Annotated in this window: 18 protein-coding genes and 1 tRNA gene; 10 read left to right on the forward strand and 9 right to left on the reverse strand. The window is 70.6% G+C overall.

The features are described 5' to 3' along the window. The first annotated feature begins 61 nt into the window (after positions 1-61). From ABT294_RS13270 to rpoD, 3 genes are all read left to right on the forward strand, one after another. Positions 62-1,132: a YncE family protein gene (locus ABT294_RS13270; RefSeq protein WP_350805668.1), complete on the forward strand. Its 1,071-nt coding sequence runs from the start codon at positions 62-64 to the stop codon at positions 1,130-1,132. 188 nt (positions 1,133-1,320) lie between these two features. Further along, positions 1,321-2,148: a beta-propeller fold lactonase family protein gene (locus ABT294_RS13275; RefSeq protein ID WP_350805669.1), complete on the forward strand. Its 828-nt coding sequence runs from the start codon at positions 1,321-1,323 to the stop codon at positions 2,146-2,148. Between the two features lie 264 nt (positions 2,149-2,412). Continuing rightward, on the forward strand, positions 2,413-3,516 hold the full coding sequence (rpoD, locus tag ABT294_RS13280; protein ID WP_355347813.1) for an RNA polymerase sigma factor RpoD: 1,104 nt from the start codon (positions 2,413-2,415) through the stop codon (positions 3,514-3,516). A 103-nt stretch (positions 3,517-3,619) separates the two neighbouring features. On the opposite strand, the gene ABT294_RS13285 is transcribed toward rpoD, so the two are convergent. The 7 genes from ABT294_RS13285 to ABT294_RS13315 are packed head-to-tail and all read right to left on the reverse strand — an operon-like array spanning position 3,620 to position 11,826. Next, positions 3,620-4,429, reverse strand: a complete 810-nt coding sequence (locus tag ABT294_RS13285; RefSeq protein WP_350805671.1) for a glutamate ABC transporter substrate-binding protein — start codon at positions 4,427-4,429, stop codon at positions 3,620-3,622. Continuing rightward, on the reverse strand, positions 4,426-5,796 hold the full coding sequence (locus ABT294_RS13290; RefSeq protein ID WP_350805672.1) for a GlnX family signal transduction membrane protein: 1,371 nt from the start codon (positions 5,794-5,796) through the stop codon (positions 4,426-4,428). The genes ABT294_RS13285 and ABT294_RS13290 overlap by 4 nt, the downstream gene beginning before the upstream one ends. After that, positions 5,793-6,422, reverse strand: a complete 630-nt coding sequence (locus ABT294_RS13295) for an FHA domain-containing protein (protein ID WP_350805673.1) — start codon at positions 6,420-6,422, stop codon at positions 5,793-5,795. Before ABT294_RS13295 ends, ABT294_RS13290 begins: the two co-directional genes overlap by 4 nt. Then, on the reverse strand, positions 6,422-7,714 hold the full coding sequence (locus ABT294_RS13300; RefSeq protein WP_350805675.1) for a vWA domain-containing protein: 1,293 nt from the start codon (positions 7,712-7,714) through the stop codon (positions 6,422-6,424). Before ABT294_RS13300 ends, ABT294_RS13295 begins: the two co-directional genes overlap by 1 nt. Next, on the reverse strand, positions 7,707-8,525 hold the full coding sequence (locus tag ABT294_RS13305) for a PP2C family protein-serine/threonine phosphatase (protein ID WP_350805676.1): 819 nt from the start codon (positions 8,523-8,525) through the stop codon (positions 7,707-7,709). The genes ABT294_RS13300 and ABT294_RS13305 overlap by 8 nt, the downstream gene beginning before the upstream one ends. Then, positions 8,522-10,663: a tetratricopeptide repeat protein gene (locus tag ABT294_RS13310; protein WP_350805678.1), complete on the reverse strand. Its 2,142-nt coding sequence runs from the start codon at positions 10,661-10,663 to the stop codon at positions 8,522-8,524. Before ABT294_RS13310 ends, ABT294_RS13305 begins: the two co-directional genes overlap by 4 nt. Further along, positions 10,660-11,826: a coiled-coil domain-containing protein gene (locus ABT294_RS13315; RefSeq protein ID WP_350805679.1), complete on the reverse strand. Its 1,167-nt coding sequence runs from the start codon at positions 11,824-11,826 to the stop codon at positions 10,660-10,662. The genes ABT294_RS13310 and ABT294_RS13315 overlap by 4 nt, the downstream gene beginning before the upstream one ends. 178 nt (positions 11,827-12,004) lie before the next feature. Here ABT294_RS13315 and ABT294_RS13320 point away from each other — a divergent pair, with 178 nt between their 5' ends. Genes ABT294_RS13320 through ABT294_RS13330 form a run of 3 tightly spaced genes read left to right on the forward strand, consistent with a single transcriptional unit; the run spans position 12,005 to position 13,945 of the window. After that, positions 12,005-12,163 (forward strand): hypothetical protein, encoded by a 159-nt coding sequence (locus tag ABT294_RS13320; protein ID WP_350805681.1) that lies wholly within the window; start codon positions 12,005-12,007, stop codon positions 12,161-12,163. Between the two features lie 34 nt (positions 12,164-12,197). Further along, positions 12,198-13,475 carry an amylo-alpha-1,6-glucosidase gene (locus tag ABT294_RS13325; RefSeq protein WP_350805682.1) on the forward strand — a complete coding sequence of 426 codons (1,278 nt, stop codon included), beginning with the start codon at positions 12,198-12,200 and terminating at the stop codon, positions 13,473-13,475. Continuing rightward, positions 13,472-13,945 (forward strand): hypothetical protein, encoded by a 474-nt coding sequence (locus tag ABT294_RS13330; RefSeq protein ID WP_350805683.1) that lies wholly within the window; start codon positions 13,472-13,474, stop codon positions 13,943-13,945. Before ABT294_RS13325 ends, ABT294_RS13330 begins: the two co-directional genes overlap by 4 nt. A gap of 148 nt (positions 13,946-14,093) precedes the next feature. Here the strand turns inward: ABT294_RS13330 and ABT294_RS13335 are convergent, their stop codons facing one another. Continuing rightward, complete coding sequence (locus tag ABT294_RS13335) at positions 14,094-14,402, reverse strand: YtxH domain-containing protein (protein ID WP_350805685.1); 309 nt, start codon at positions 14,400-14,402, stop codon at positions 14,094-14,096. A 127-nt stretch (positions 14,403-14,529) separates the two neighbouring features. On the opposite strand from ABT294_RS13335, the gene ABT294_RS13340 reads away from it, so the two are divergent. Beyond that, positions 14,530-14,601 (forward strand) — tRNA-Asn (locus ABT294_RS13340). A 238-nt stretch (positions 14,602-14,839) separates the two neighbouring features. Here the strand turns inward: ABT294_RS13340 and ABT294_RS13345 are convergent. Then, positions 14,840-15,184 carry a winged helix-turn-helix transcriptional regulator gene (locus tag ABT294_RS13345; RefSeq protein WP_350805686.1) on the reverse strand — a complete coding sequence of 115 codons (345 nt, stop codon included), beginning with the start codon at positions 15,182-15,184 and terminating at the stop codon, positions 14,840-14,842. A 112-nt stretch (positions 15,185-15,296) separates the two neighbouring features. On the opposite strand from ABT294_RS13345, the gene ABT294_RS13350 reads away from it, so the two are divergent. The 3 genes from ABT294_RS13350 (at position 15,297) to ABT294_RS13360 (ending at position 16,689) form a co-directional block, all read left to right on the forward strand. Next, complete coding sequence (locus ABT294_RS13350) at positions 15,297-16,019, forward strand: VOC family protein (protein WP_350805688.1); 723 nt, start codon at positions 15,297-15,299, stop codon at positions 16,017-16,019. Between the two features lie 91 nt (positions 16,020-16,110). Continuing rightward, the gene (locus tag ABT294_RS13355; RefSeq protein WP_350805689.1) at positions 16,111-16,443 is read left to right on the forward strand and encodes a DUF6247 family protein; all 333 of its coding nucleotides are present in this window, start codon (positions 16,111-16,113) and stop codon (positions 16,441-16,443) included. After that, positions 16,444-16,689 (forward strand): hypothetical protein, encoded by a 246-nt coding sequence (locus ABT294_RS13360; protein ID WP_350805690.1) that lies wholly within the window; start codon positions 16,444-16,446, stop codon positions 16,687-16,689. It abuts the gene before it with no gap. Positions 16,690-16,819: the final 130 nt, after the last annotated feature.

Here is a 16,819-nt window from a genome sequence, read left to right on the forward strand (position 1 = left end):
GTGCCAGGTGTGATCTGTTCGTGATTCAACCTTCCGGCTGGGCGGGCTGTCTAACCCGGGTGTGAAAGCCAAGAGCACGCTCGGCGTCCTTGTGACGGCGATCCTGGCGGGAGGTCCGGCCGTTCCAGCCGACGCGGCCGGAACCGCGTGGGCCGGAGCGGCGGCAGCCGCGCCCCACACGACCGCGTCCCGCGCCGCCGTGGCTCACCGGGGCGGCACTCGTACGGCCGGGGCGGTTGTCAGGGACGTCCACCTGCCGAACTGCGGCGGCGACTACTTCAAGCCCTGCGAGGGCAGGCCGTGGTACCTGTTCCTGCGCGACGGACGCTGGGTCGCCTTCCCCGACGCGGCCCGCTACGCCACCGAGGCAGGCGGGCGGCGGGCCGACGAGGTCGAGGACGACCCGGCGCCGTTCGCGGTCAGCGGCGACGGGCGGACGATCGGCTACGTCCGGGCCCGCGACGGCCGGGTCGTCCTACGCCGGTGGCCCGGAGGGAAGGCCACCGTGCTGCCCGCGTACGGCAAGGGGGTCGGCACCAAGTACGTCGGCCTGGAACTGTCGGCCGACGGGCGCCGTGCGCTGGTGGACTTCAGCGCCGCCAGGAAGAGGCGTCCCGGGTTGGTGATCGACGTCGCCAGCGGGCGGACGCTGCGCACGCTGCCGGAGGGCGACGTCCCCAGAGGCTTCAGCGCCGACGGCGACGAGGTGCTCGTCACCAGGACGCACTCCGACAACACCGTCGAGGTGGTCGCGCACGGGCTCGACGGCTCGTCGGTCGCCGACACGCCGCCGCAGGTCGTGGTGGGCGCCGGCACCTCGCTGGCGCTGGAGACCGACGGCCGCACCGTGGTGGCCCTGCTGGAGGCGGACGCCGACAGGAAGCAGCCCGAGCAGGTCCGGCGGTACGACCTGCGGGCCCACGCCTGGACGGGGCCCGCCCGGCCGGTCAAGCCCGGTCGCGGAGCCTCGGACCTCTCCTGGAGGCCGGGCGGGCGGCTGGAGCTGACCCGCCGGGAAGAGGACGCCGATCGGGGCTTCTCCGACACCTGGGTGCACTCCCTGGACGTCTCGACGGGCGCGCTCAGGAAGCTCGACAGATACCGGATCACCGACGATGGGCCGAAGCGTTGAAACGATGGATCGTGGCGGCAGCGGCACTCACGCTGCCGGTCGTGGCGGGCCCGGCAGGCCCGGCAGGATCAGGTGGCCTGGCGGCTCCGACAGGCCCGGTGGGTTCGGGGGATAGGGCGGCTCAGACAGGGCCGATGGGGCCGGCCGGTTCGGTGGGTTCCGGTGAGGGTGGGGGGATTCGTTACGCCGTGCAGAAGTTCTGCAAGGGACGGCCGTGCGGGAAGCTGGCCGTCGTCCTGCGCGACGGGCGCAAGCGCGCGCTGCCCGACGTCGCGCGCGGCGTCGGGGCCGCTCCGGTCGCCGTCAGCGGCGACGGGACGCGGGTGGCGTACGTCAGGGCCAGGGACCGGGCCGTGGTGGCCTACCGGCTGGGCGGCGGCGTCCGGGTGATGAAGGGGGTGAAGCAGCCGAAGGAGGTCGTCGGGGCGGACGCGACGCGGCTCGTCCTGTCGCGGGACGGCCGGCTGCTCGCGTACGTGACCGAGGACCTCGACACGCGCGTGGACGTCTTCGACACCGGCACCGGCCGAAGGGTCGGCTCGTCCCGGTCCGGGAACGAGGAGAAGTTCTTCGCCGGGTTCGGCGACGACGAGGCGCTGGTGGTGCAGAGGGCCGGCGACACCTTCGACGTGCTCGTCACGGACCTGCGCGGCCGGGTGCTGCGGCGGGACACCCCGCCGCAGGTGGTGGGCTTCAACCTGCCCGATACGGAACCGTCGGACAAGGTGGCCGCGCTGTCGCCGGACGGACGAACCCTCGCGACGTACGTTCCAGGAGAAGAGCCAGGTCTCGCGATATATGACGTTATATCCAAGCAAATCGCGCGGCGGATCCCGTTGCAGCGTGGATACCGCCCGGCGGCCATGACATGGACGGGCCCCGGCGAGGTCATGCTGCGGATCGGCAGCGACCGGATGGCGGGGCGCGTCCGGGTCGATGTGGCCTCCGGATCCACCGAGATCGCCGACACGTACGCGATTCCGCGAGGAGTCCATCCCTACCACGCGGGCGGCTGACGTCCTGGACAAACGCCACTGATCGGGCAGGCAAAGTAAGACACCCGGCCGAGGCGGTCGCTGGGCGCGGCTATCCGGTTCGCGTAATTGACTTTACTTTCCTGATCAATCTGCGGCTAAACCTTAAATGGATCTCAATTCGGTAAGCGCCGCCGCCTTACCTTCAGTGCCAAAAATGGGTCTGCCATTTTATGGAACCAATACTGCAGACTGTGTCCCGTGGGTGCATCGGTGCTGCCGAGTGGACCGCCAACTGTTGATCAGGTGGCGGATCTCGTCGCGAAGGGAAGAGAGCGCGGAAGCGTAACCGTCGATGACGTCGCAGCCGCGCTTGACCGATCCGAGTTGCCGTCCGACGCGCTGGAGCGCGTCGTGCGGATGCTCGCCGAGAACGGTGTGGAGGTCCTCGAGCCCCAGGGCGACGAGGAGACCACCCGCGCCGATGAGGAGGATGTCGGCAAGAGGGCGCCGACCAGCGATCTGGTCCGCATCTATCTGCGGGAGATCGGCCGGGTGCCGCTGCTGACAGCCGAAGAGGAGGTGGAGCTCGCCAAGTCGATCGAGGCCGGTCTGTTCGCCGAGGACAAGCTGGCCAGCGGGGTCTCACGGCTGGCCTTCCCGGAGTTCAGGGAACTCGTCTGGCAGGGCACGCGGGCCAAACAGCGCCTCATCGAGGCCAACCTCCGGCTCGTGGTGTCGATCGCGAAGCGGTACGTCGGCAGGGGCATGCTCTTCCTCGACCTGATCCAGGAAGGCAACCTCGGGCTCATCCGCGCGGTCGAGAAGTTCGACTACACCAAGGGCTACAAGTTCTCCACGTACGCCACCTGGTGGATCCGGCAGGCGATCACCCGGGCGATAGCCGACCAGGCTCGCACCATCCGCATTCCCGTGCACATGGTGGAGACCATCAACAAGCTGGTCAGGGTGCAACGCCAGCTTCACCAGGACCTCGGACGCGAACCCATCCCCGAGGAGATCGCCAAGGAGATGGACCTCCCCGTCGACCGCGTCGTGGAGATCCAGCGCATCGCCCAGGAGCCCGTCTCGCTGCAGTCGCCGATCGGCGAGGAGGACTCCGACCTCGGCGACTTCATCGAGGACGCAGACGCGGTCGTGCCCATGGAGGCCGCGGCCTTCATCATGCTCCAGGACCAGCTCGACGACATCCTGGCGACGCTGTCGGACCGGGAGCAGCGCATCATCCAGCTCCGCTTCGGCCTGGCCGACGGGCATCCGCGCACGCTGGAGGAGGTGGGCAGGGAGTTCGGGGTCACCAGGGAGCGGATCAGGCAGATCGAGTCCAAGACCCTGGCCAAGCTCCGCCACCCCACCCGCGCGCAGATGCTGCGCGACTACCTGGATTAGACGACCGCGCACGACGGCGGGCTCGGAGCGATCCCGGGCCCGCCGTCGCGTTTCCCCCACGGAGACGTTTTCCCGCGGAGACGTTTCCCCCGCGGAGACGCTGTCAGGAACAGCCCTCGAACTGGGGGACCGCGATGGTGCTCAGGTCGAGCCCCGAGGTGCCGAACCAGTGGTGCAGGAGCTTGCCGGCCGTTCCGTCCTGGTACATGTCGGTGATGGCGCGGTTGACCGCCTCACAGCCCTCGACGTCGCCCTTGCGCAGGCCGACGCCCGTCCGCTGCTCGTTGAACTGGGCGTTCACCAAGCGCAGCCCGGAGCCGTCGCGCTTGGCGAGCCCCGCGAGGATCACGTCGTTCGTGGTGATGGCGTCCACCACTTTGGACTTGAGCGCCGCCAGGCAGGCCGCGTAGTCGCGTACCGGCACCACCTGGGCGGCCACCTTGCGCTCCTCCACGACCCGCTGCGCCGCGTTCGACCCCTGGACCTCGCAGATCCTGCGCCCCTTGAGGTCCCGCACGTTGTGGACGCCGCCCTCGTCGGGCCTGACCAGGATGTCCTGGTAGGAGATGTGGTACGGCCCCGCGAAGAGCACCTTCGCCTTGCGGTCCTCGCTGATCGTGTACGTGGCCAGCACCATGTCGGCCTGCCCGTTCACCAGGACCTTCTCCCGGTCCGCGGCCAGCACCTGGCGGAACTGGACGCCCTTGTCCAGTTTCTTGGCGATGTACTTGGCCACGTCGACGTCGAACCCCTCGAAGTCCCCCTTGGCGTTGCGGAACCCCACGGACGGCAGGTCCGGACGGACCCCGATGACGATCGTGTCCTTGTCCATGATCGTGACCGGGCTCGAGGTCCCGCAGGCCGCCGCCAGCAGCACGGCGGCCAGGAGCGTCACCGGCAGGAGGCGCCTCATCTGTACTCCCTGAGTCGTGGCCAAACTCCCGCGATGACCAGGAGACCGATGCCGGCGATCGCGAACGGGAGCAGGCGCCACAGGTTGTCCAGTGCCGACCCGCCCGAGGTGATGGCCTTGTCGAACACGGCCTCGTGCTGGTCCTCCAGCGCCATCAGCGCCTTGTCGTAGCCGTCGAAGGCGCCGCGGACGGCCCCCAGCCTGGCCGCCACCGCCTCGGTGGGCTTGCCCCGCGCCGCCAGGCCGCGGAAGGTGGTGTCGGCGTCCTGGAAGCGGGTGAAGGCGTCCAGGGCGCGCCTGCCGTCGGGGCCTGACAGTTCGGTGCCGAGCAGGCCCAGGTAGTCCTTCGAGCCCTGCGCGACCTTGGTGTGGTAGGTCTCCAGGTTGCCCGCCTCCAGGTAGATCACCCTCTGTGACTTGTCGAGGAAGGTGTGCTCGTAGGTGTCGGCGTGGCCGGTGTCGAGCAGGTAGCGGCTCTGGTCGCCCTGCATGCTGTTGCTGATCGCGCGGGCCTTGGCCAGCGTCAGCACCGAGTCGAAGCCGCTGCGCTTGGCCGTGCGCAGGTCGCTCTCGTCCTGGTTGAGCACCTTGACGCCGGCGATCAGCGCCACCGCCGTGATCACGGTCGCCGCCAGCAGGGCGAGCGAGAAGACCCGGCGGAAGCGGCGGGCCAGGTAGAACTGCAGCCAGATCAGGCAGGCGAGCGCCAGCAGGCCCGCCACTGTGACCGCCGCTCTCAGGGCGGGCACCATGGTCTGCTTCTCGTCGTAGGTGCGGCGCACGATGGTGCCGCTCTCCAGGGTCAGGTTGTAGGCCTGTGGCAGCAGCACCAGCCGCATCAGGTCGGTGGCCTGCCGGTAGACGTCCACCACCTTCTGCGGCGGCGGCCCGGCCGGGTGGTTGGCCTGGGTGTCGAGCAGCAGCGCCTGCCCGGCCAGCCGCTCGTAGCGGCCGAGGCCGTCGAGTACCGACTGGACGGTCTGGCGGTCCGCCGGGTCGTCGCCGGCCAGCTCGAACGCCTTCATCAGCGCCTGGTTGGCCTCCGAGCGGCGCCGTTCGTACTGGGCGATGGCGGCCTGGCGCTGCTGGCCGTAGTCCCTGCCCATCAGCAGCGCGTCGGCGACCTGCGCGTCCATGTCGCTCAGGCCCAGGTAGAGCCCGGTGGTGGCGACGACCTGCGGGCCGGCGTCACGGCCGATCACCTGCAGGCCGTCGCGGGCGGTGCCGCTGCCCACCGCGAGCGCGGCGAAGAACAGGGCCAGCGCGGCGACCGTGACGCCCGAGACGACCCGGATGCGGCCGGGCACGTTCCGCTGTGTCGACCCGGTGACCGGCGCGTGCGCGGGGCGGGTCGCGACGGCGGTCACGGGGTGCCCTCGCGGATCGTGATGACCGTCCACGCGCCCAGGTGGACGCGGTCGCCGGCGCCGACGGGCACCGGCACGTTGACGGCGAGGGTCTTGCCGTTGACCCGCGTCCCGTTGGCGGAGCCCGGGTCGACCAGCGCCCACGAACCGTCCTGCTGCGCGAGCAGGACGGCGTGCAGGTGCGACACCCCGGGATCCTCGGGCGGCCCGGTCAGGTCGATCTCCGGCTGGACGCCGCGCGCCCGGCTGCGCCGCCCGATGCGCACCTGGTCGCCGGTGAGCGCGAAGGACCGCTGCGGGCAGTACGGCGGGAACGCCACCGCGCTCGCGTCGGGACCGCCTTCGGCGATCACCTCGTCGTAGTAGGCCCGGTCGGCGGCGGTGACCGCCTCCCACCGGGCGCCCGCCACGGACGCGATGACGGGCCCGCTGGCGCCGGTGTAGTCGTGGCCGCACACCTCGCAGAACTGCCCGGCGCGCGGTGTCTGGCAGATGGGGCAGCTCTCCACCGCCGGTGTGGCCTCGGCCGGAGCGGCGGAGGCGGCCGGGGCGCCCGCCATCTGGGCGCCGCAGGTGTCGCAGTACTCGTCGTCGCCCGACGTGTGGCCCTGAGGGCAGGTCGCCATCAGCTGTCCTCCTCGCTCTTGCGGAGCCTGCTGGTACGGACCGAGCCGGTGTCGAGCTCGATCTCGTCGGCCTTGTCGACGTTGCTGCGCAGCCGGGCCGTGCCGCTGCCGGGGTCCACCTCGACGACCTTGTCGAGCAGCCTGGCCGTGTCGGAGCGTCCGGACTCGACGGCCAGCTCCCTGGCCTTGGCCAGGCGGGCGGTGGCGACGTGGACGTCGCCGGCCGCCCTGGCGCTCAGGCCGTCCTGGATCAGCTCGTGCAGCTCGGCCTGCCCGGTGTAGTGGGCGACCTTCCTGTTGATCTGGGTGGACTGGGCCAGGTCGTCGGTCCACTGGACGAGCACGTTGCCGCTGGCGAACACCTCCTGGGTGTCGGGACGCAGCAGCTTGACCCAGCCCGCCCGGATCTCCTGGCCGACCTGGCCCGGCGGCACCTCCACGCACAGGTGGTATTCGCGGTCCTCCGCCCCCCACGAGCCGGTCGGGTAGTCGCCGGTCAGCGGGTTGACGTCGGTGCGCTTGCCGGTGAGGTCGAGCAGCGTGGGCGAGACCTGCTTGACGAACTTGAGCGTGGCGGTCTGCGGCACCCACACGCGCATGGCCAGCTCCGCCACGGTCTTGCTCATCGACGTCTGGGTGAGCTGGCGGAAGTACTCGGCCAGGTCGCCCTGGTTCCTGACGAAGTCGAAGGTGCCGAGCAGCGCCTCGGCGACCTTGCGCAGCTCGGCGGGGACCCAGTCGTCGCCGACGCCGAGGCTGTCGCAGACGAAGGAGCCCTCGCAGGAGGCCAGCGCGGACGCGAACACGTGTTCCCGCTCGCCGTTCTGCCCGTCGGTCATCAGGATGGCGTGCCTGATCGCCTCGGGGTGCGCCGACAGCAGGCGGCTCGCGAGCTGCAGCCACCGGCCGATCGCGGTGCCGCCTCCGGCGCTGAGCCGCTTGATGGCCTGCTGGGCCTCCGCGCGGGTGGCGGGCGTGGCCTGGATGAGCTGGTCGCCGCGCGGGTAGATGACCTTGGCGGTCTCGGTCCCGGCGATGACCGCGAAGTTCACGCCGTCGCGCAGCGTCTGGACGGCGGTGGCGGCGGCCTGCCTCGCGTCGCGGATCTTGGAACCGCTCATCGAGCCGGACGTGTCGATGATGATCACCTCGGCGGCCTGCGAGCTGGGCGCGGCGGCCCCGGTGACCGTCCCGGTGGACGTGATCGTGAGGATGGCGTGCACCTCGCGGCCGTCGAGCGGCAGGTACTTGTTCTGGTCGATGCGCAAGGTGAAGGTGGGCTGGTCACCCATGTGTGCCTCCAAGAGGGATCAGGACGATGGTCACGTTGTCGTGGCCGCCCGAGTCGAGCGCGTGGCGCAGCATCTCGCGGGCCATGTCGAGGGGGGTCCCGGACCGGGGGAAGGTGTAGCCGTCCAGGTAGCGCCAGAGGCCGTCGCTGCACACGAGCAGGTGGCCGGGCGCCGGCGGGGTGATGACGCGGACCCGCGGCCTGACGTCGCCCGCGTCGGCGCCGAGCCAGGACGTGATCTCGCCGGTCGGGGCGGCGTCGTCCTCGGTGAGGAGCACGCCGTCGGGCAGCCAGTAGGCGCGGCTGTCGCCGGCCCAGCCGAGCGTGATCCGCCCCCGCTCGACCACGGCCGAGACGTACGTGCAGGCGGGGGAGTCGTCGACGGCGGTGGCCAGCTTGGCGACCGCCTGACGGGCCAGCTCGAACGCCTCCTCCGAGGTGGCGCCGCGCACCAGGGCGGAGCACGCGGTCTCCGTCGCCGCGGCCGCGGCCTCGTCGGCGCGCGGCGAGCTGCCGACGCCGTCGCAGACCACGGCCACCGTGCCCGCCGCGGTGGACAGCAACGCCATCGCGTCCTCGTTGCGGACGCGGCGCAGGCCCCTGTCGGTCACTCCGGCCGCGCCGCCGTCCAGTTCGAGCTCGTGGTGGTCCCTGCCGGTGGGCTGGCGCAGGCCGCAGCGCTCGCAGTAGCCCTCGGCGTCCACGGCCGCCGCTCCGCAGGACGCGCAGGTGGGGGAGCTGAGCGAGTGCCCGCACGCCTCGCAGAAGAAGTCTCCGAACAGGACGGGCGCCTGGCAGACGGGGCAGTTCACAGCCACGTCCTGGGGCGGACGGCGTTGGCCTGGTCGACGAGGGCGTGGCGCTCCTGCCGGGTGTCGGCGGCGACGGCGAGCCTGCGGAAGAGCGTCTCGAGCCGCTTGCGCACGCCCCGCTCGGTGAACTCGGTTCCGGCCAGATCGAGGTCCGGGGGCGCGCTGCCGTGCTCCTCCAGCCAGCTCAGGGCGGTCTCCAGCAGCTCGGCGGTCAGGTGCTCGCGGCGGCGCGCGTCGAGGTCGGTCAGGTCCGCGAGCCGGTCGGCGGAGGCTGTCAGCTCGCCGTGCGTGAGCGTCTGCAGCTGCGACTGCCTGGCGACGGCGGCCACCATCGCCTGCTGGGCGGCCAACCGGTGGCTGGACGAGGTCGGCACCTCGTCCAGCACCCCCAATCGGCCCGCCCTGGCCAGGCCGAACGCGGCGCTGACGTAGGAGTGGTCGGTGCGCCACACGCTCTCGTACCAGCTGGTCGCGTCCTGGCCGGCGCACTCCAGGGCGAAGGCCAGGGCCAGCTTGGGCGCGCACTCGCCGGGCAGCAGCGAGAAGGACGCGTCGAACAGCGGCACCGCCGTGTCCACGTCCCCGCAGGCCAGCGCGTACACCCCGCGGTACCAGGTGACCCGCCAGTCGCCGGGCAGCGCCGCGTCGGCCTCGTCGAGGGCGGCGGCCGCGTCGGGCGAGCCCTGCTCGGCGAGCAGCCTGGCCAGGGTCAGCCGGGTCTCGGGGGTCTGCGGCATCGCCGCGACCTCCGTGACGAGCTGCTGCGGCCTGCGCCCGACCAGGCCGGCCAGCGCCCCCGCCGCCGGGTCCTCCGGGTCGGCCAGCGGCACGGGCAGCGCGGTGACCGCCGCCTGCGGGTTCAGCGGGTCGAACACCCGGCTGCGGTCGTCCGACAGGGACGCGCCGGCCGCCAGCCGCTCGGGCCCGAACTGGGGCGACGGCGCCGGGTAGGGCACGCCGTCGGCGATCGCGCTGACCTCGCGCAGCACGCCGACGAGCTGCTCCTCCATCTCCAGCGCGCTCTGGAACCTGTCGGCCGGGTTGAGCGCGGTGGCCCGGCGCAGCAACCTGGCGAACGACTCGTTCCCGCAGTCCTGCGGCAGCGGGGCGGCCACGCCGCCCTTGGCCGGGCTGAACGACGGGATGGCCAGCACGGCCAGCGTCCTGGCGACGGTGAACAGGTCCGAGGCGACGGACGAGGGCCGGGTGTCGAGCTCGGGCGCGTGGTAGCCGACCGTGGCCCAGGACGTGCCCGGCGGGGAGCCGATCCGCTGCACCGCGCCCAGGTCGATGAGCTTGAGCTGCTTGCCGACCCTGATCACGTTGGCCGGTTTCAGGTCGCAGTAGACCAGCCCCTGCTCGTGCAGGTAGCCGAACGCGCGCAGGATCTCCCGCCCGTAGATCAGCGTGTCCCGCAACGGCAGCGGGCCCTGCCGGCGCAGCTCGTGCAGCGACTGGCCGCCGACGTACTCCATGACGATGTAGCCGAGCCCGGCGGACTGCTGGAAGTTGAAGATCTTGACGATGTTGGCGTGGTCGACCGTGGTGAGGAATCTCCGCTCGGCCTCCGCCGCCGCCAGCGCCTCCGGGTCGGCCGTGTTGAGCAGGCCCTTCAGCACCACCCAGCGGCCGTCCAGGTTCTCGTCGGAGGCCAGGTAGATCCAGCCGAGCCCGCCGTGCGCCAGGCAGCCGAGCACCTTGTACTGCCCGGCCACCAGGTCTTCCTTGGCGAGTTTCGGGGTGAAGGAGAACTGGGTGCGGCAGTGCGGGCAGAAGCCGTCGGGCAGGCCGGGCCGCCCCTGCCTGGAGCGGCCCACCGGCTGGCCGCACGCCGGGTTCGCGCAGAACCGCTTCTCCTCGGAGACCTCCGGGTTGGCCAGCACCGCGCTGGCCGGATCGCGGTACGGCACCGACGGCAGGTCGGCCAGGTCGCGGAGCACGCCCGCGCGGGACCTGCCGCTGCTCATCGGGCCCGTCAGCGGCCTGCTCACGGGGTGCGTGGCGGGCGCGCCGCCGGGGTCCTGCGGTGTGGGGACGCCCTGCGGCGTCGGCGGGGCGGCGGTCGCGGCGTGGCCGCAGAGGTCGCAGTAGCCGTCCTCGATCGTCCCGGTGCAGCCGGGCTGCGCGCAGCGGGTCATCGCTTACCTCCGTGGATCGCACGCTGGTAGAGGTCGACGGCCTGGGCCGCCTTCGTCAGGTCGCAAGGGGCGGTCCAGAGCAGCAGCCGCGCCTGCTCGTACAGCCGGACGGCGTCCGGGTCCTCCGCCATCCCCTTGCGCGCGGCCATCGCCTCGACGGCTCCGAGCCGCCCCCGCAGCTCGTCACGTCTGCCGAGCAGCCCGTACAGCGCCTTGGCGGTGGCCCGCGCCTGCCCGGCGGCCTCCTGCGTGGACTGTTCGAGCGTCGCCAGCCGTCCCGCTCTGGTCACCCAGCCGTCGACGGAGACGTCGAGCGCGTCCAGGTCGGCGGCGAGTGACTCGGCCCGGCTTCGCGGCTGCGCCTGCGGCGGCAGCGCGATCTTCACCACGACGGCGCCGTGCGCCAGCCTGGCCTCGCTCTCGGCGGCCCGCACGCGGTCGAGCGCGGCGGACAGCTCCTCGCGCCGCCTGGCGTAGTCGTTCTTGACCTGGACGGCACGCTCCAGGTCCGCGCGGGCGGACGCCAGGAGCCGGGCGACGCGGTCCAACTCGGGACCCGGGGGTGAGCCGAGCGGGTCGGCCAGCACGGCGGCGCGCAGCCGCTTGAGGTCGTCCTCGGCCTGTGACAGATCCTGGGCCTCGCCGAGCTCCTGTTGAAGGTCGCGCGCCTGGCGCAGCTCCGCGTCGGCTCCGTCGAGGCGGGGGAGGGCGGCGGTCCAGGCGGCGTCGATCTCGGTGAGGGCCGCGGTGACCTCGCGGAAGTGCGCGTCCATCCTGGTCACGGTCTCGTCCAGGGTGAGGCGCTGGTCGGCGTCGGGGAGGAGGGAGCGTTGTTCGATCGGTTTGGCGGCGGCCCTGAGGACCACGGAGGAGCCGGCGAGCAGTTCGGTCAGCTGCGCCAGCTCGCCGGCGTCCAGCCTGCCGTGGGCGGTCTTGAACTGCTCGGCGTCGCGCAGCACGGTCCGGTAGGCGTCGTACAGCGTCCAGACCGTGGCCAGGGCGGTCTGAGCCGCCGCCCATCGCTGCTGGGTGGGCCCGCGTAAGGCGGCGCCCTTGAGTAACTGGTAGGTGGTGTGCGATTCCAGATCGAGCAGGTCGCCGGAGATGCGGTCGCGTTCGTCGGCGCGTGCGCGTAGCGCGTGTTCGGCGCCTTCCCTGCTCATCGGTGGTCCCGAACTCATCACGCTCCCCGTGAAATGGGCCCCCGTTGCCCCCGTTTTATACCGGCTCAACGGCGGGGTTCGCAGCTTGGTTCCGGCGGCTAGGGGGGACCCTGACTTGTCCCTGATTCAACCCTGTATCACCTGCAATTCGCTTAAAGGATCTCCTAGTGTCGAGGACATGGGACGAATTCTTCTGATCATCGCAGCGATCATCGCCGCACTCATCCTCGTCGGCCCGCTCGTGGGCTTCGCCTTCACCTTGCTCAAGTGGGGCCTCATCATCGGCGCCGTGGTGTTCGGCGTCATGCTCGTGTCGAAGTGGGCAAGCCGGACATAGTTCCCAAAGGCGAGGTGGCGCTTATAGTGGACTGATGGAGGCGCGGCCAGCGGTCGACGATGCCGCGCTCGGGCGCGAGGCACTGTCCGTGCTCGAGGCGAACTGGACGGGGACCGCCACCGTGCCCGCGCCCGGCCTCTACCCCCACCAGTGGAGCTGGGACTCCGCGTTCGTCGTGATCGGCCTGGCCAGGCACCGGCCCGACCGGGCCCGCGCAGAGCTGCTCAGCCTGCTCAACGGGCAGTGGGCGACCGGCATGGTGCCGCACATCGTCTTCCACACGCCGGAGGCGTACTTTCCGGGGCCGTCCGTCTGGCGCTCCCAGGATCACGAGGCCGCGCCGCGCGTCCTCACCTCGGGGCTGACCGCGCCACCGCTGCACGCGGTGGCGCTGTGGTGGCTCTGGCGGCACACCGGTGACACCGAGTTCGTCAGGCGCGTCTTCCCGGCGCTCGCCGCCCAGCACGCCTACCTCGCCACCGCCCGCGACCTGGGCGGCTCGGGGCTCGCCGCGATCGTCCACCCCTGGGAGTCCGGCATGGACGACAGCCCGGCCTGGGACGAGGCGCTCGCCGCGCTCCCCGAGATCCGGTACGGCTACCGCAACGTCGAGCTGTCCGAACGCCACCTCGACAGCGACCACGACCGCTACGTCTGGCTCGCGATGCGCTACCGCAACGCCGGATACCGCCCCGAGTACCTGCGCGACGAGCACCCGTTCGCCATCGAGGACCCGATGTTCAACGGCATCTGGCTCGCCGCCTGCCAGGCCATGGCCGAACTGGCGCCGATCGCCGGAGCCGACCCCGTCCCGCACGCCGAGCAGGCCGACCGCATCAGGCGCGCCCTGCTCGAGCGCCTCTGGGACGGCGGCTGCTTCTACGCCCGCGATCTGCGGGCCGGCAAGCTCATCCGGGTCTGCACGGTCGGCGGGTTCGGCCCGCTGCTCGACCCGGGGCTGCCGGAAGGCCACGTCAGCCAGGCCGTCGAGCTGCTGGAGTCGGCCAGGTTCATGGGCGCGACCGGGTACCCCGTGCCGAGCTGCGAGATCCGCGCCGCCCAGTTCGACCGCACCCGCTACTGGCGCGGGCCGTCCTGGGTGAACACCAACTGGCTGCTGCGCAGGGCCGCCGCCGTGCACGGTCTGTCGCAGCTCGGCCAGCAGCTCACCAACGGCACCCTCCGCCTGGTGCGGCAGGCGGGCTTCCGCGAGTGCTTCGACCCGTTCGACGGCAGCGGGCGCGGCTGCCGCGACTTCTCCTGGAGCGCCGCGCTCACCCTCGACCTGCTCGCCGATACCGTTGAGGCATGAACGTTTTCCGCCGTCTGCCCGCTGACGTCCGCAAATCCCTGGCGACCACGCCGGGGGAGCGGGTGCTGACGTTCGCCGCGTCCGGCGACGGTTACCTGGTGGCCACCAACCTCGCGCTGTACCTCAGCGACGGGGAGCGGGTGCCCTACGAGACGATCGACAAGGCGTTCTGGGACGAGGAAGGGCTGAACGTCCTCACCATGGACGGCGAGACACGGCGCGCGCAGGTGCCGGAGCCGCGGCTGCTGCCGGAGACCGTGCGGGAGCGCGTCAGCGCCACGATCGTGGTCAACAAGCACGTCAGCCTGCCGGGGCGGGGCGGTGTCCGGCTGGTGGCCCGGCGCCCGCCGGGTGGGGAGGTGGTCGGCTGGACCCTCGTCTTCGACGACGGCCTCGACCCCACGGACCCCGGCCTCCGCGCCCAGGCCGAACAGGCCCTGGAGGGCGTACGGCGCAGCATGGGCGTCTGACCCGCCCGGCACTCCGAGGGCTGGCTGGACAGGCGTACGGCGGGGCATTGGGTGTCTGACCCGCCCGGAACTCCGGGAGCTGGCTGGACAAGCGGGCGGCGCGGCATGGGCGTCTGATTTGCCCGTGCCGCGCCGCGAACCGCCGGTGTCAGTAGGGGATGCCCGTCTTGTCGGTCTTCTTCTCGTGGGTTTCCTCTTCGGGCCAGCCCGTACCGCTGTCGTGCTCCTTGCTGAGGAAGGGGATGCGCTGCTGCAGCGTGTCGCCGACCCGGGTCCTGGCCGCCCCGGCCGCCTTCGACACCTGCGCGCCCACCACGCCCGCGGCCTCCTGGACCCTCGGGCTGTCGGCCACCCGCTGGGCCATCCTCTTGATCTGCTCATACCGTTCGCGACCCGCCCGGCTGCCCAGCACGTAGCCGACCGCCAGCCCGACGGCGAACGTCATCCGATAACGCATCTTGCACCTCCGCTGTCACCCGGCCTACCCCGATGACGATGCGACACGCACTCCAGGAGTGCGCTAATCTATTCCTGCGCCGAACGGAAGGGGCCGGAAAAGCCCGCCGATCAGCGCAGATGTTCGATCCCGCGTAGCTCAACGGCAGAGCAGCCGGCTGTTAACCGGCAGGTTATAGGTTCGAGTCCTATCGCGGGAGCTTCGGTAGAGCTGAGAAACATGCGACTCAGGCCCCCTTCCTAGATCAAGGATAGGGGGCCTGAGTCGTTCCGGGAGCTACCACCCGATGTGGTCGCCGGTTCCGAAGACAATGCCCAGGCTCTCAGCTCCATGGACGATGACCGGCCTGATCTGGTGTCGGCGCGGAGAACCGAGATCGACGGTGGGACAGGCGGTTCCGCGTTCGGCCTTCGAGAAGTGGACGGCTCGGGTGGAGATCAAGGCCGTGTTCCTGGTGAGTGGGTCGCGTCGTAGCGGCGTCGGTGGTTGTTGATCTCTTGTCGGTGTGCGGTGGCCCCTTCGACGAGGGCGGTGACGGAGTCCAGGAGTGTCGCACCCAGTGGGGTGAGCGCGTAGCCGACGCGTGAGGGAGCGATGGGGTGCACGGTCCAGGTGAGGAGGCCGTCGTGCTCAAGTTGCCGCAGGGGCAGGGTGAGCATGCTCTGCGAGATTCCCTTGATTGCGCGGTGCAGTTCGCCGAAACGCAGTGGTCGGTCGCGGAGCAGGATGCTCCACTCGTCGCCGATCAGGGTGAGGATCTGCAGCACCTGTCGGCGTACCACGTCATCAATAACGCGTGGCGGCCCCCGAGCGCCTGGCGTTATTTTCTCTATGGGTGCGGAGGACGCGCCCTGTCTGCGGTTTTGAATCAACAGATCGGAGGTGCGGAGCGGAATGACTTGTCACCTCCACGCGCTCTGCTTCGATGCGCACGACCCGCTCCCTCTCGCGCGCTTCTGGGCCGGCGTCCTGGGCTGGGAGATGGCCGACGACCCCCAAGACGGCATTGTGCTTCTGCCGAGCGATGACACCGGGTTCCGGATCCGATTTCTTCCAACTCAGGAGCAGAAAATCGGCCAGAACCAGATGCACTTCGATCTGACGAGCACGTCCCTCGAGGATCAGCAGCAGACGGTGGCGAGGTCGCTCGCGCTCGGCGCCCGGCACATCGAGATCGGTCAACGCCCGGAGGAGGGGCATGTGGTGCTCGCAGACCCCGAAGGCAACGAGTTCTGCGTCATCGGACCGGGCAACAACTTCCTCGCCGACTGCGGATTCGTCGGAGCGCTTGCGTGCGACGGTTCGCAGGAGGTCGGGTACTTCTGGAGCAAAGCGCTGGGCTGGCCGTTGGTCTGGGATCAGGACCAAGAGACCGCGATCCGCTCGCCGCACGGCGGTCCGAAGATCACCTGGGGCGGTCCGCCACTGATGCCGAAGACCGGGAAGAACCGGCTGCATTTCGACCTCGCTCCACCCGCCGACGGTGATCAGCAAGCGGAGGTCGACCGTCTCATCTCTCTCGGGGCAACGCGCGTCGACATCGGTCAGGGCGAGGTCAGCTGGGTGGTCATGGCCGATCCCGATGGCCATGAGTTCTGTGTTCTGACCCCGCGATAGCGAGAACACTGTGGCAGGCCCAGCTCTCGTGTGTGCGTGAAGCACGTCCCCCTTCCTCTGTAGTCTCTAGAGGACAAGGAAGGGAGCGGGCATGACCGCACAACCGCAGGACCTCGTCTCCGTCGGCTCGCCTCTGCCTGAGAAGAACCTGCGGGCCATCCGTGCCGCACTGGTCGTCCCGGCAGATCGCGAGGCTTTCGATGCCGGGCTCAAGGCTGTGCTCGACGAGGTCAGGGTGAGCCTGGATCTTGGAGCGCTGAACGCTTTCGTGCACCGCTGGTGGATCTCCGCGTGTGACACCGCAAAGGATCCCGAAGGACGCCGTCAGATGCACGTCCGCGCCCAGCAGGCCCTGGCCGGCGAACCCGTTCCTCAGGGGAGGCCGTGGCGGGAGATCCTTGCTGCTCGTGGGATCGATGTCTAGGTGTTCAAGCTCATCGTCGATCCCGTAGCCGAGGAACAGATCGCCGCGCTACCCGATCACGCACTGCATCCGCTCGCGGATCTGTTCGCGCTGCTGGAGACCGCTCCTTGGAGTGGAGACCCGTACGACTCCAAGAACCCCAGGGCGAACATGCTTACGCACCCGTTTGGAGAACGTGGTCTCGCCACCTACGTGGTTCTGGATCGGCAGCGCGAGGTCTACCTTGTTCGCATCGAATGGCCATAGGTTCGTGCCCGCAACACGAAGCCCCTTCCCGTCCGCGCGGATTCGAGGGGTCGTCGCAACACAGTGATCAATTACTGGCTGCGAGCAGCATAGTGAGACGCTCGGCTGGGGTATCCCAGTCGAGCGTCTT

It is taken from the genome of Nonomuraea sp. NPDC000554, assembly GCF_040300065.1.
In the GTDB taxonomy this organism is placed as follows: Bacteria; Actinomycetota; Actinomycetes; order Streptosporangiales; family Streptosporangiaceae; genus Nonomuraea.